Source organism: Bradyrhizobium sp. Kon69, from assembly GCF_055807515.1.
Genome location: NZ_JBVVOS010000011.1, coordinates 126,784 through 139,984 on the forward strand (window position 1 = coordinate 126,784; position 13,201 = coordinate 139,984).

16 protein-coding genes and 1 tRNA gene are annotated in these 13,201 nt (G+C 63.4%); 7 read left to right on the forward strand and 10 right to left on the reverse strand.

From position 1 onward, the window contains the following. Positions 1 to 50: 50 nt before the first annotated feature. The 5 genes from AC0L3U_RS16775 to AC0L3U_RS16795 all read right to left on the reverse strand — a co-directional run bounded on the left by AC0L3U_RS16775 (position 51) and on the right by AC0L3U_RS16795 (position 6,213). A complete protein-coding gene (locus tag AC0L3U_RS16775; RefSeq protein ID WP_473362450.1) occupies positions 51 to 929 on the reverse strand; it encodes a beta-keto acid cleavage family enzyme in 879 nt (292 codons plus the stop codon). Between the two features lie 200 nt (positions 930 to 1,129). Further along, positions 1,130 to 2,359: a CaiB/BaiF CoA transferase family protein gene (locus AC0L3U_RS16780; protein WP_473362451.1), complete on the reverse strand. Its 1,230-nt coding sequence runs from the start codon at positions 2,357 to 2,359 to the stop codon at positions 1,130 to 1,132. Positions 2,360 to 2,529: 170 nt separating this feature from the next. Continuing rightward, positions 2,530 to 3,735, reverse strand: a complete 1,206-nt coding sequence (locus AC0L3U_RS16785; protein ID WP_473362452.1) for an MFS transporter — start codon at positions 3,733 to 3,735, stop codon at positions 2,530 to 2,532. A 114-nt stretch (positions 3,736 to 3,849) separates the two neighbouring features. Then, complete coding sequence (locus tag AC0L3U_RS16790) at positions 3,850 to 4,698, reverse strand: 3-oxoadipate:acetyl-CoA acetyltransferase (RefSeq protein ID WP_473362453.1); 849 nt, start codon at positions 4,696 to 4,698, stop codon at positions 3,850 to 3,852. 123 nt (positions 4,699 to 4,821) lie between these two features. Beyond that, on the reverse strand, positions 4,822 to 6,213 hold the full coding sequence (locus AC0L3U_RS16795) for an MFS transporter (protein ID WP_473362454.1): 1,392 nt from the start codon (positions 6,211 to 6,213) through the stop codon (positions 4,822 to 4,824). A 348-nt stretch (positions 6,214 to 6,561) separates the two neighbouring features. Between AC0L3U_RS16795 and AC0L3U_RS16800 the strand changes: the two genes are divergently transcribed. Both AC0L3U_RS16800 and AC0L3U_RS16805 read left to right on the forward strand, forming a co-directional pair. Beyond that, positions 6,562 to 6,819 carry a type II toxin-antitoxin system Phd/YefM family antitoxin gene (locus tag AC0L3U_RS16800; RefSeq protein ID WP_456769398.1) on the forward strand — a complete coding sequence of 86 codons (258 nt, stop codon included), beginning with the start codon at positions 6,562 to 6,564 and terminating at the stop codon, positions 6,817 to 6,819. Then, positions 6,816 to 7,199: a type II toxin-antitoxin system VapC family toxin gene (locus AC0L3U_RS16805; RefSeq protein ID WP_473362455.1), complete on the forward strand. Its 384-nt coding sequence runs from the start codon at positions 6,816 to 6,818 to the stop codon at positions 7,197 to 7,199. The genes AC0L3U_RS16800 and AC0L3U_RS16805 overlap by 4 nt, the downstream gene beginning before the upstream one ends. A gap of 55 nt (positions 7,200 to 7,254) precedes the next feature. Here AC0L3U_RS16805 and AC0L3U_RS16810 read toward each other — a convergent pair whose 3' ends face one another. Genes AC0L3U_RS16810 through AC0L3U_RS16825 form a run of 4 tightly spaced genes read right to left on the reverse strand, consistent with a single transcriptional unit; the run spans position 7,255 to position 9,467 of the window. Next, entirely contained in the window at positions 7,255 to 7,425 is a 171-nt protein-coding gene (locus AC0L3U_RS16810; RefSeq protein ID WP_473287601.1) for a hypothetical protein, read from the reverse strand. Positions 7,426 to 7,461: 36 nt separating this feature from the next. Then, on the reverse strand, positions 7,462 to 7,665 hold the full coding sequence (locus tag AC0L3U_RS16815) for a hypothetical protein (protein ID WP_007611681.1): 204 nt from the start codon (positions 7,663 to 7,665) through the stop codon (positions 7,462 to 7,464). Between the two features lie 18 nt (positions 7,666 to 7,683). After that, a complete protein-coding gene (locus AC0L3U_RS16820) occupies positions 7,684 to 9,018 on the reverse strand; it encodes a PQQ-dependent sugar dehydrogenase (protein ID WP_473362456.1) in 1,335 nt (444 codons plus the stop codon). Next, positions 9,015 to 9,467 (reverse strand): DUF2231 domain-containing protein, encoded by a 453-nt coding sequence (locus AC0L3U_RS16825; RefSeq protein WP_473362457.1) that lies wholly within the window; start codon positions 9,465 to 9,467, stop codon positions 9,015 to 9,017. The genes AC0L3U_RS16820 and AC0L3U_RS16825 overlap by 4 nt, the downstream gene beginning before the upstream one ends. 209 nt (positions 9,468 to 9,676) lie before the next feature. Between AC0L3U_RS16825 and AC0L3U_RS16830 the strand changes: the two genes are divergently transcribed. The 5 genes from AC0L3U_RS16830 to AC0L3U_RS16850 all read left to right on the forward strand — a co-directional run bounded on the left by AC0L3U_RS16830 (position 9,677) and on the right by AC0L3U_RS16850 (position 12,214). Beyond that, positions 9,677 to 10,540, forward strand: coding sequence for a formate/nitrite transporter family protein (locus AC0L3U_RS16830; protein ID WP_473362458.1), 864 nt, complete (start codon positions 9,677 to 9,679; stop codon positions 10,538 to 10,540). A gap of 95 nt (positions 10,541 to 10,635) precedes the next feature. Further along, positions 10,636 to 10,842: a hypothetical protein gene (locus tag AC0L3U_RS16835; protein ID WP_473362459.1), complete on the forward strand. Its 207-nt coding sequence runs from the start codon at positions 10,636 to 10,638 to the stop codon at positions 10,840 to 10,842. A 227-nt stretch (positions 10,843 to 11,069) separates the two neighbouring features. Further along, a complete protein-coding gene (locus AC0L3U_RS16840) occupies positions 11,070 to 11,528 on the forward strand; it encodes a YidB family protein (RefSeq protein WP_473362460.1) in 459 nt (152 codons plus the stop codon). Positions 11,529 to 11,553: 25 nt separating this feature from the next. Further along, a complete protein-coding gene (locus tag AC0L3U_RS16845; RefSeq protein ID WP_018459399.1) occupies positions 11,554 to 11,817 on the forward strand; it encodes a GlsB/YeaQ/YmgE family stress response membrane protein in 264 nt (87 codons plus the stop codon). A gap of 64 nt (positions 11,818 to 11,881) precedes the next feature. Then, entirely contained in the window at positions 11,882 to 12,214 is a 333-nt protein-coding gene (locus tag AC0L3U_RS16850) for a hypothetical protein (protein ID WP_247287070.1), read from the forward strand. Between the two features lie 889 nt (positions 12,215 to 13,103). Here AC0L3U_RS16850 and AC0L3U_RS16855 read toward each other — a convergent pair. Further along, positions 13,104 to 13,177: transfer RNA gene (locus AC0L3U_RS16855), tRNA-Gly, on the reverse strand. Positions 13,178 to 13,201: the final 24 nt, after the last annotated feature.

Sequence of the window (13,201 nt, forward strand, 5' to 3'; positions counted from 1 at the left end):
GAAGCCTGTGTAAGTACGGACCGGGATTATCTGGGGATGGCCCGCAAGGCTCAGGCAAGCCCGAGCATCGCGCGCGCCTCGTTGGCGGTCGCGACGCTCGCACCCAGGCTCTTGACGATGCCGCCGGCATGCGCGACCAGCTCGGCATTGGACTTCGCCAGCACGCCCTTGGACATATAAAGATTGTCCTCCATCCCGACGCGGACGTGGCCGCCGAGCAAATAGGCCTGCGCCACCATCGGAAATTCAGCGCGGCCGATACCGAAGCCCGACCAGATCGCGCCCGGCGGCAACAGGCTGCGGGCATAGAACATCGTCTCGGGCGTGGCGGAGAAGCCGTACTTGACGCCGAGCACGAGCGAAAACAGGCCCGGTCCCTTCAGCGTGCCGTCGGCAAGGAGATCGCGGGCCAGATGGCAGTCGCCGGAATCGAACAGCTCGATCTCCGGCAGCACGCCGGCCGCCTTCATCCGCTCGGCCATGATGCGGACGTTGCGCGGGGTGTTGATCACGACCTCGCCACCCGAGTTCATGGTGTTGAGATCGAGCGTGCAGATGTCGGGCTTGAGCAGCTCGATATGCTCGACGCGCTTTTCGGGTTGCAGCAGCGTGGTGCCTGCAGCGGCGACGCGAGGGTCTTCGACCGAAGGCACAAAGCGCCCGCCGGGACCGGTCGTGAGGTTGATGACGAGAGACGTGTTGCGGGCGCGAATGCGATCCACCACATCGCGATAGAGATCGATCTCCATCGAAGGCCGCCCCGTTGCGGGATCGCGGACATGGATATGGGCAATCGCGGCGCCGGCTTCGGCCGCTTCCAGCGCCGATGTCGCGATCTGCTCGGGCGTGATCGGCAGATGCGGCGATTGCTCGGGCTTTGTCAGATTGCCGGTGATCGCGCAGGTGATGATGGTTTTGGTGGCGGTCATGCGTGCTGTCCCTTGCTCGTCTCTCTCAACACGATCGGCGCCGTCTTCCCTTCTCCCCCCGCGGGAGAAGGTGGCCGCGAAGCGCCGGATGAGGGGTTCTATCCACGCGCTCACGTAAGAGTTCGACTCGCGGAGAGAACCCCTCACCCGTCTTCGCTTCGCGAAGCCACCCTCTCCCACAAGGGGAGAGGGAAACAAGATCAGATAATGCCCTGCTGCTTCAGCGCCTCGATCTTGCCGGCATCATAGCCGAGCTTGCCGGCGAGCACCTCCTGGGTGTGCTCACCGAGCAACGGCGGGGCGCGGTAATCCTTGATCGGGGTTTCCGAGAGCGTCAGCGCGTTGCGGATCAGCGAGAGATCGGGCTGGAAGGGATGGTCGACCTTCACCCGCATGCCGCGCGACTGGACGTGGGGATCGGAAAACACCTGCTCGAAATTGTTGATCGGACCCGACGGCACGCCGGCCTCCTCCAGTCTGTCCAGCCAATAGGCCACCGGCTGCTTCAGGAACAGGCCGGCGAAGATCGCCATGATCTCCTTGCCGTGCACGACGCGATCGTTGTTCTTGACGAAGCGCTTGTCGTTCGCGAGCTCGGGCTCGCCGAGCACGGCGCAGGTGCGCTGGAACTGGCCGTCATTGCCGACCACCAGCATGAGCTCGCCGTCGGTGCAGCGGAACACGCCGGCCGGCATGCCGCCATTGCCCCAGGTGCCGCGGCGCGGCGGCGTCTTGCCGTTGACGAGGTAGATCTGCAGCCAGTGCGACAACGACGCGATCACGGTGTCGAACAGGCAGACGTCGATATGCTGTCCCACGCCATCATTGGCGTCGCGATGGTACAGCGCCGAAAGTATCCCGATCGAGGTGTTCATGCCGGTCATGTAGTCGACGATCGACGGGCCGACCTTCATCGGGCCCTCGCCGGGCTCGCCGTCGATATGGCCGGTGACGCTCATCAGGCCGCCCATCGCCTGCAGGATAGCGTCATAGCCGGCGCGCGGCGCGTAAGGCCCCGTCTGACCGAAGCCGGTCACGGAGCAATAGATAATGCCGGGATTGATCGCCTTGATGGTCTCGTAGTCGAGGCCGTAGCGCTTGAGATCGCCGACCTTGTAGTTCTCCATGAAGACGTCCACGTCCTTGGCGAGCTCGCGGATGATCGCCTGCCCTTCGGGCTTGGCGATGTTGACCGTGACCGACTTCTTGTTGCGGTTGGCGCAGAGGTAGAACGAGTTGTTGTTGTTGGCCTTGCCATCAGGGTCGGTCAGATAGGGCGGGCCGAAGGCGCGCGCGTCGTCACCGGTGCCCGGCCGCTCGATCTTGATCACCTCCGCGCCCAAATCGCCCAGCATCTGGGCCGACAAGGGCCCGGCAAGCACGCGGGTGAGGTCAAGGATCTTGATGCCTGAGAGCGGCAGGGCCGACATGTCGAATTCCTCCGGGAACTGGATATTGGCGCGGCGGCGAAATCGCGGGCCGCGCTCCCTGCGGATACACTATTTTGGCGGTCCGAGCACTGCACTGGGGGCATACGGCTATCCCCCCGCCCGCCCGGCGCAGGTCATCCGCGCGGTGAATTTCCGCAGCGCGAATATTCTCAGGTCACGGCCGCTGCAGCCACTTGCGGCCGCCGTCGGCCGAGCAGGACCAGGATCAGCACCGTGGCGCAGGAGCAGACGAAGGTGAGACCGAGCGCGCCGCGGCTGCCGAACTGGGTGAGCAGGCCGACAAGGAGCGGGGGCGAAACCGCGGAGGCGAGATTGAGCGGCAGCGCGATCATCGACATCGCCTTGGCGAACTCGGTCTGATCGTAGAACACGAGCGGGATCGTTGCCCGCGCCACCGCCATCGCGCCGCTGCCGGCGCCGTAGAGCAGGATGAAGGCCGCAACCGCCCAGGTCGCGCCCTCGCTCGTCATCAGCAGCAGCATGGCGATCGGCAGCGCCGTGCCGGCGACGAGCCCGGTCGTGATTCCGTCCCACCGCCCTCCGCCGAGAAAATCGAGCCCGCGCGCGCTGACCTGGATCACGCCCAGCATCGAGCCGAACGCAAGCGCCTGCGCCGGGGGAAGCCCCTCCGCTCTCAACAATTCGATCATGATGGCGCCGATGCCGAAATTGACGAAGGCATTGAGCGTGATCGCGGCGACGACGAGGCTGAAGGTGCTCCTGGGAATCGCCGGCGGCGGCGAAGACTTCACCGGCTCACCGCCATGACCCGCGGCGATTTTCCGGCGCGGTGCGAGAAACGCGTAGAGCGGAAGGTTGATGACGATCATCATCGCCGCATAGACCAGGCACGTCCCGCGCCAGCCGAGCAGACCGCTGAGGAACGACGTCGTCGGCCAGAAGATGCTGCTCGAAAGGCCCGTCACCAGCATCAGCGCGCCGATGGCATTCTTGGCCTGCCGCCCGGCGACCTCGTTCAGCATGATATAGGCGCCGGTCGAAAGCGTGGCGCTGCCGGCGATGCCGAGGACGATCCAGGCGGCGAAATACAGCATCGGCTCGCGCGCGAGGGACAGCAGTATGAAGCCCGGCACGGTGAGGACCGTGCCTGAGATCATCACCTTTCGTGCACCGTGCCGTGCAAACGATTTGGCGAGCCAGGGCGCGCACAGTCCCATCGACACATAGAGCACGGACGTCCCGGCGAACACCGCCGGCAAGCTCATGCCGAGATCGGCCGCGAGATCGCGTCCGACGATGGCGGGAAGACCTATCGTACCCCACCCAACAAGCTGGGAGACCGCGAGCACCAGCAGGACCCCGATGAGCCTGCTGTCAGATTTCAGAAACCGCATTCCAACCGTCGCCTGCCCGCCAGGCGCAGATCACGCCTGTGACGGCAGTCTTACCCGGAGACTCGGCGCACGGAAACGCCGGCTGTCGAATGGCAGCAGGCGGCCGGGAGCATGTCAGGAGGCGGCAGGAGCTCCCTGCCCCGCGATCCCGAGCAGGGATCGCGCCTCGGCCGCAGTCGCCACGCGCCGGCCGTAGCGCACGACAGCCTCACCGGCGATGGCCACGAGCTCGGCGTTGCTGGCCGCGAGGCGCGCCTTGTCGATCCTGATATTGTCCTCGAGTCCGGTGCGGACCGCATCGGCGCCCCGCGCGAGCGCCCAGCCCATGACCTCGGCCTGGTGGCGTCCGATTCCGGCTGCGGTCCACGTCGCCTTCGGGATCAGCCGCCTGAGCTCTCCCAGCAGAATGTCGAGGACATGCTCGTCCGCGGGCATGGCGTTCTTGACGCCCATGACGAACTGCACGTGCGGACGCGCGTCGATCAGCCCAGCCTCGATCAAGCGGCGGGCCCCGTGCAGATGCGACAGATCGAAGATCTCGATTTCCGGCCGGATGCCATTCGCCTTCATCCCGGTGGCGAGAGTCTCGACCAGGGCGGCGCTGTTCTCGTAGACGATGGTCGGAAAGTTCACCGATCCCGTGGACAGCGAGGCCATGTCCGGCTTCAGATAGAGCGACGATCCGCGCGCCGAGGGATCGCGGCCCCGCCCGCCGGTCGAGAACTGAACGATCATGTCAGGACAGTGCTTCTTGATGCCCTCCTGCACCACGGCGAAACGCTCGGGATCGGAGGACGGCGTCTCGTCGTCGTTTCGAACATGGATATGGGCGAGCGTGGCACCGGCTTCGAAGGCCTGGTGCGTCGACTCGATCTGCTCGGACGGCAGGATCGGGACCGCGGGATTGTCCTTCTTGCGCGGAACGGAGCCGGTGATGGCGACAGCGACGACGACGGGGTTCATCTTGCAACCTCATATTGATTGCGCTCACGCGCACCAAACTCGAATCGGCAGGCTGACTCTGCAGTGGGGCCCTGCCGCCGCGAACATCATCGATCGCGGCGGCAGTTGCCTTTACCATACCCGTCAGGTCCGAACCGTGGCAGCCCCGCTCACCGCATCGCCGGCGCGCTGACGGTCATAATCTGCCCGCGGCATCGGAACCGCATTGGGATTGCCGAGATCGTCGATCCTGATCCGATAGGTTTCCCGCGCGGTCAGGGCCGCCAGCGCGGCGATGACCGTGATAGCGAAGGCAATCGCCCCCACCGTCAACGGAATGTTGGTCGAGCCGGGAGGCGCGACGGTCGCAAACAGGGCGGGAAGCAATGCGGTGATGGTGGTTCCGATGTTCTGCGAGATAGCCATGGCCGAGACGCGGGTGCGCGTCGGAAACAGCTCCGGGTAAAAGCTCGGAAAGATCGCGTTGTAGCCCTGATAGACCACGCCCCACATCAGCAGCGACACCAATATTGCCAGCGGCACATTCCTGATGCTGATGGCATAGAGATAGCAAAAGGCGAGCAAGCCGGAGAGAAGCGCGCCGACGATGATCGGAGGCTTGCGACCGACCTTGTCGGAGAGATTGCCGACGAAGGGAATGACGAACACCGCCAGCATGTTTCCGAGCACGGGGATCCAGAGATAGACGTCCTTGGCAAAACCGATCCCGTAGGCCGGCTGCACCGCATAGGCCGCGCCGAAGATGGTCGCAACGACAGGAATGACATTCATCAGCGCCATGCAGATGACCCTGAGCATGTCGCGCCAGCTCAGCTTGATGGCCTGGACGATGGGCGCGCGCGGCGTTTCTCCCCGTTCGCCCTCGCGGGCAAAGGCAGGGGTCTCGTCGACTTCGCGACGAATGATGTAGCCCGCGACGATGACGAAGAAGCTGAGCAGGAAGGGAATCCGCCAGCCCCAGCTGTTGAAGGCCTCGGTCGGCATGTAGGCCGCCAAGGGCAGGAAGATTGCTGCGGCGAGGATCTGTCCGGCCTGCACGCCCTGAAGGGCGAAGCTGGCATAGAAGCCCCGCCGACCGAACGGCGCGTGCTCCAGGATCATCGAGCTTGCGCCTGAGATTTCGCCGGCAACGGCAAATCCCTGCACGAGGCGCAGAATGACGAGCAGAATTGGCGCCAAGATGCCAACCTGCTGGTAGGTCGGCAGGATACCCACGGCCATCGTCGAGATACCCATCAGGAACATGCAGATGATGAGAACCGTCTTGCGGCCATGGGTGTCGCCCCAGTGCCCGAGCACGAAGGCACCGATCGGCCGGGCCACATACCCGACGCCATAGGTCGCCAGCGACGCAACGATCGCGACGGTGGGGTTCTCCGACGGGAAGAAGATTTGCGGGAAGATCAGTGACGCGGCGGTCGCGTAGATGAAGAAGTCATAATATTCGAGAGCCGACCCGATCCAGCCGCTGGCAGCGGCTTTCCTGGACTGACTCATCTGATTGGTCGCGGTCATCTCAAGATTCCTCCCTTGGGTTTTTGACTGACGTCCCGTTGACGGGCTTCGCTCAAAATTGGGCAGCACTCTCCGGCCGCTCTGCGGAGTTTCGCGAGCGCTTGTCATTGCCGATGGGTGTCTGCTTGGTGGCGACGATAGGCTTTCGCCGGGCTAACACAATTACCCTGTTATGCGACAAACCTAACGTGATGTTATTTGCGCGGGAGAACCCGCGTCCCGGCGACACCGCCGGCAGGCTCATGCCGAGATCGGCCGCGAGATCGCCTCCGACGATAGCGGGTGGGAGGTAGTTGACATTGGACCATTGCATGGTCCAATTTATGAAACTTGAGGAAGGACAATGAGATGCGGGTCTCCGTTACCGACGCAAAAGGACAATTGACCGATCTTGTCCGCCGCGCAGAGGCCGGCGACGAGGTGATCCTGACGCGGCATGGACATCCCGCGGTGCGGCTCGTTCCGGTCAAGGTTCCGCCGGACCGCGCCGCCCGCCGGACCCTGCTCGAGGCGGCACGAAGGACCGGCGGGGCCAAAGCTATTCCCGGACCGAGCGCCGCGCGCAGTCAGGACTTTCTTTTCGGCGATGACGGACTGCCGGAATGATCGCAGTCGACACTTCCGCGCTGATGGCGATCGTGCTCGACGAACCGCAAGCCGATGCTTGCATCACCGCGCTGGAGACCGCCGACGAAATCCTGATCTCGGCCGCCTCCGTTGCAGAAAGCCTGATCGTCGCGGCACGGCGGGGCGTCGACGAAGAGATGAGCAGGCTGATCAACGATCTCGGTTTGAACGTGATCTCGGTGACCCAAGCTTCGGCCGAACGCGTGGCGCAGATCTACTCGCGTTGGGGCAAAGGAATTCGTCCTGCCGGTCTCAACTTTGGTGACTGCTTCGCCTACGATGTCGCCAAGGAGCATGGCTGCGCACTTCTTTACGTCGGCGACGACTTTGCCAAGACGGATATCGTTGCAGCGGCGTAAGTCGACTGCCGGTGCGGCGACTTAACGGCCGAACAGAAAAGCCGCGGGGCAGCCGTCAGGCTGTATGGCCGGGATCGACGTGCTTCGGCGTTTTCTTGTCGCGTTGGGGTGTCATCTTGGCCGGATCCGGCGCGTTCGGCACGCCGCGCGGCCCGAGCTGGTCGCGCTGAATGTCGTCTTCGGAACGGGAGGGTTCAATGCCGTTCGGCTCACGGGGCTTGGTCATCGCAGCCTCCTGATGTGTTCTGCTCGGAGTGTCCCGTCAAATTCCCAGCGCGTTCTCGCCGGCTTCGCGGCCGGGTACGCTGACATGGACTTCGTGTCCCTCGCGAAGCGCGAGCGAGGCGGCAGCCACCGCCGACTCGAAGGCCGCTTCCTTGGTGGAGTATCTGTTCTTGACGTCGCCGTCGTGCAGCACGCCCCATTCGTCCTGCACCGGCACGATCGTGTATTGAGCAAGGCCCATCATTTAACTCCTCGAGATCTATCGCTGCGTGAGCTGCGGGTGCGCCGCCGACACGCGCCACACCGTGTTGCCGCTGTCATCGGCGACCAGCAGCGCGCCGGTCTTGTCGATGGCGACGCCGACGGGCCGCCCGCGCGCCTGGTTGTCGCTGTTGAGGAAGCCGGTGACGACATCCTGCGGCGGGCCGCTCGGCTTGCCATCCGTGAACGGCACGAACACCACCTTGTAGCCGTTCAAGACCTGCCTGTTCCAACTGCCGTGCTCGCCGACGAACGCGCCGTTGCGATAGGCCGCCGGCAGACTCGCGCTGGTGTTGAAGGCCATTCCGAGCGGCGCGACATGCGAGCTCAGCGCGTAGTCAGGCACGATCGCCTTGGCGACGAGGTCGGGACGCTCCGGCTTGACGCGCGGATCGACGTGCTGGCCGTAATAGCTGTAGGGCCAGCCGTAGAAGCCGCCGTCCTTCACCGATGTCATGTAGTCTGGCACGAGGTCGGGGCCGAGTTCGTCGCGCTCGTTCACGACTGTCCACAGCGCGCCGGTCTGCGGCTCGAAGCTGAGGCCGTTGGGATTGCGCAAGCCGCTTGCGAAGATGCGCCAGCGGCCGCTGGCACGGTCGATCTCGAGGATGGCGGCGCGATTGTGCTCGGCCTCCATGCCGTTCTCGGTGATGTTGCTGTTGGAGCCGACGCCGGCATACAACTTTGAACCGTCGGGGCTTGCGACCAGGCTCTTGGTCCAGTGATGGTCGATCGGTCCGCCCGGCAGCTGCGTCAGCACCGTGCCCGGCGCGGTGATCTTGGTATCGCCTTCGGTATAGGGATATTTGACGATCGCATCGGTGTTGGCGACATAGAGATCGTTGCCGACCAGCGCGACGCCGAACGGCGAGTTGAGATGGTCGAGGAAGACGCTTTGCGTGTCCGGGACGCCGTCGCCGTTGCTGTCGCGCAGCAGCGTGATGCGGTTGCTCTCGCCGGTGTCGCCGCCTGATGTCGCCCAGGACTCGATGTATCCCATCACGATTTCCTTGGGCCGCTTGATCGGAGCGCCCTTCGGCGCCTTGGATTCCACCACCAGCACGTCGCCGTTGGGAAGGACGTAGAGAAATCTGGGGTGCTGCAAGCCGGTCGCGAAGGCCTTGGCCTGCAAGCCCTGCGCAACGGCCGGCGTCTCGTCCTTTTTCCAGCCGACGATACGGGCGATGTGCATCGGCGGCAGCAGATATTGCTGGATGTCGGGAAGCGTCGGGTTGGCGCCGGTTTGCGCCTTCGGATCGCCACTGCCGTCATTGCAGCCGGCGAGAGACAGCAGCGAGGCGCACAACAGCGCCCGAGCGATTGCGGAGCTCATCGCGCAACTCCTACGCCGTGGCGGTACACCATGGCCCAGCCGAGCCAGCCGGTGACCGGCAGGATCAATACGGTGATGGCTGAAAGAAGGAGCCCGGTCGGCCACACGGAGGTCCAGGCATCGCGCGTATGGATCAACGCATTGACGGTGGCCAGGATCAGCGCCAGCGCGTTGCCGATCAGATGCGGCCAGGCCGGCGACTGCGCCCGCACCAGGCGGTTGCCGAGGAAATCGGTCAGGCCGGCGATGGCTGCCAGCACGCCGAAGATCACGCCGACGACCAGAAGCCAGGCCGAAAAATCCGCCCACATGATCTCGGCACTGACGACATAGGCGATGTCGGTCAGCAGCGCTCCAATGAAGCACGCGACCGGGATCGGCACCAGCATCGGATGAATCGGATGGCCCGCGATTTGTGCGGTCGCGCGCACGCGCACGTTATCTTGCACGGTTGGCATCTTGCACGGTTGGCCTCTTGTCAGATCGCCACCCCTCCCCGTTGGAAAACACCCGCTTCCAGCGAAGGTTCCTGATCGTCGGCCTCAGCGCCGCCGCTCCTCAACAGCGCTGCGGCGGCGAAGCGCTCACGAGGAACCCATCGCCGCTCCGAGCCTTGATCCGGGCCTTGAGATGAACCTGCCCTTCAGGAGACCGCGGAGTGGACCAGCCTGGCGACGGCGCCTCCTTCAATCCAGCCTCGAAGCTCGACGGCGTCTCGCGGCGCCAGACCGAGCAGATCGAATCCCAAAGCCGGCCGAACGCCGCACTCATCCACGAGACGATCCGCGCCGAGGGTGAGCAGGAACTGGAGCGGCGATGGTGGGCTATCGTGCTGTCCGGCCTCGCCGCCGGTCTTTCGATGGGATTGTCCCTGATCGTCCAGGGCGAGTTTCACGCGCTGATCTCCGACGAGGCCACCCGGCGCCTGGTGGCTCCGCTCGGCTACACGGTCGGTTTCCTGGTCGTGGTGCTGGGACGGCAGCAGCTCTTCACCGAGAACACACTGACACCGATCCTGCCGCTGTTGCACAACAGGGATCTCGGCACGCTCGGAAGCGTGATCAAACTATGGGGCCTGGTCCTCGCCTCCAACATCGCGGGAACCTGGGCGGTCGGATCCGTGCTCGCGCACACAAGCATCTTCGAACCACGCATCGTGGACGCCTTCGTGGACCTCAGCCGCCACACCATCGAGGGCACGTTCACGACGACCCTTGTCCGGGCGATCTTTGCCGGCTGGCTGATCGCCTTGATGGCGTGGCTACTGCCTGCCGTGAAGGGATCGCGCCCGCACCTCGTCGTCGTGATGACCTATGTGGTCGCGCTCGGCCAGTTCGCGCACATCATCGCGGGCTCGGTCGAGTGCGCCTTCCTGGTCCAGAGCGGCCGGGCATCGCTTTCACAATATGCCTCGGACTTCTTCGTACCCACACTCCTCGGCAATATTCTGGGCGGAACGACACTGGTGGCCCTGCTGAACTACGGACAGGTCGCCCCCGAAATCGACGACCACAGGGAATAAAGAGGCTGCACAAACGCTGCCGCCTCGACAGGAACGATGGGCGCGAGCCGCGCTTGCCTCAACAAATCAACGTGCGCCGACAAGCAGGATCAGTCATGAGCACCAACATCAAGAGCCCATTCGACAAGGAACCGGCCGAAGGATCACGCGACATCATCGATCGCGAATTGCAGCGTGCCGAAGAGGCCGCCAACAACAAGGTCGATCATCTCCCCGGCGTGAAGGTCAGCGGGCAGCCCCAGGGCGGCGCAGTCGATCGTGCCCGGAAGCAGCGCGAGGAGAAGGATAGCGAACAGGAATAGAGTCGCTCTGCCGACCCGAAACGCCAAGTCGGTCAAGCGAGACGCATCAATTTGTTCGGGACTGGCAATGACTGACAGCCCATCGTTCTGAGGAAACGTGGTTCTGGGGAAACGTGGAACTTCCCAGCACCGCGTATGTTGTGGGCGATGAGTGATGTGGCGGCCAGCGCAAGGCGGGCCGCTATTGCTTACGCACGCTTGCCCATCATCGAACTCAGGAGCCCGAAATGAGCCGCGGAATGCCATCGATGACCGCCCTCTTGGGTATGCTCGCAATCGCCGGCTATCAAAATCGGGACAAGCTCGCCGACATGTTTCGCAACGCTACCTCCGGTCAGCCGTCGGGCACCAAGGATTCGCTGAGCGGCATGCTCGGCAACCTTGGCGGCCTTGTGGGAGGCGGCGGCGTCGGTTCGCTGCTGAACGGCGGGATCGGCGAGTTGCTCGAGCACTTCAGACAGAACGGGCAAGGCGATGCGGCTCAATCCTGGATCAATCAGGGGCCAAACCGCGAAGTCACCCCGCCCGAACTCCGGCAGGCTATCGGTCCGGACGTTCTTCAAAAACTTGAGCAGCAGACCGGCCTGTCTCAGCAGGAGATCCTCGACCGATTGTCGCGCGAGCTTCCGGCAGCGGTGGACAAATACACGCCCGAGGGACGTCTTCCGGCGCAATCCTCGGGATAACACTCCTCAAGACTCGAGAAAAGATATGAGCATCATCTGGACGATCATCATCGGTTTCATCGCAGGCGTCATCGCGAAGTTCATCATGCCCGGTGACAACGAGCCCTCGGGTTTCATCCTGACCACGATCCTGGGAATAGTAGGCGCGTTCGTTGCGACCTATCTTGGCCAATCACTCGGCTGGTACCGGCCAGGAGAAGGCGCAGGACTCGTGGGGGCAGTGGTAGGCGCCATCATCGTGCTTTTCGTCTACGGTTTTGTAGCCGGTCGCAGCCGTCGGGCCATCTAACCACAGTGGACGGAATTCCGCGCGTTAGCGGAGAATTCGCCCGGCGCGAAAGGCGATCGGCAAGATGAAATGGATGCTTGTTGTCCTGGTAGGAGGCATGACCCCGGTCAACACCGACCTGGTTTTCGACAAGTTTGCCGATTGCCTTGCCGCCGAGGAGCAGATGCGAAAGCACTATACGGACGCTTTCGAGGCCTGGGACCGATGGGCCGCGGCCAATATCGAGCGACGACGCGAATACTCAAAGGTGCGCGACCTCCAGGCCAAACGGCTGCTCAGCAACATCGGTACGTGCGTTCCTCACGCAGGCGGCGAAGCCGCAGCGCCTCAGCAATTGAGCAATCCGGCACCTTCTCCGCAAGCCACACCTGCGCCGCAGCCAAGTCCGAAAACGTGACGTTTGAGCCCCTAAAAGCCCCCTGGCACGCCGCTAACCCGAGACTTTTTAAGGAGATCAGCATTGAGCGACAGGACCGGCAATGAACCTGCACCCTTGGTGCTTCTCGGCGTGGCAATTATCCCGATCGTTGCGGTGTTGGCGTGGTTCGCTTTCTAGCTTTGAACTTTTTCCGCGATCGCGCGTCATACAGTCGAAGCGTCCCTAAGCTTCACCCGAAAGCCCCGCTTCCCCCAGGCGGGGTTTTTGCTGTCGGCGCTGCATCAACGCACCGATCTTTTCAAGCGCCCTTTTGGCTTGACCACTTTTTCCCGATGCAGCAGCCTAGATATGGGCAGGGTTTTGAGGAGGCACAATTGCCGAAAACCCTAGTGGAATTCAGAGCGCAGAACCTTCGTTTACTTGAGCAGCTTTGTCCGGACGATCCGGGCTACATTCAATCGTGGATCAGGAAGTTCGACCAGCAGAATGGGATCGAACCTGAAGCTCCTGCGAAGTCCCGCCGGGAGCGAGGTGTTGCTTCACCCAAGAAGGCAAGGTCCGGCGACCGAACCAATTGAGCGCGTGGTTTCCTTCGCTCGGCGCTGGACGCTACGGCCAAGAGGCGCTGGGCTTAGGCAGCTCGCTGCCTTTTCCGGGGAGCGCTCGCCTTTGCCTTCAACTTACCGCTCCCGGTATTCGACACACGAGCCACACCTCCGAGTGCAGCTGCAAGAACCTCGCGCTGAGCGAGGGCATTTGGCCCGTCAGCTTCATGCATTACGATCTGAGATACTTCGACCTCGAGCAGAAAACCGTGCAACCTCTCGACAACCCGTTCGGCACGAGGCTGTCACCTATGTCTTAGGTACGTTCCGTTACCCATCTTCGGGCCGGACATCGAAAGCCTTGGAGCGGGTGAAGGGAATCGAACCCTCGTATTCAGCTTGGAAGGCTGCTGCTCTACCATTGAGCTACACCCGCGACAGGGGCTCCCTAACACGGCCG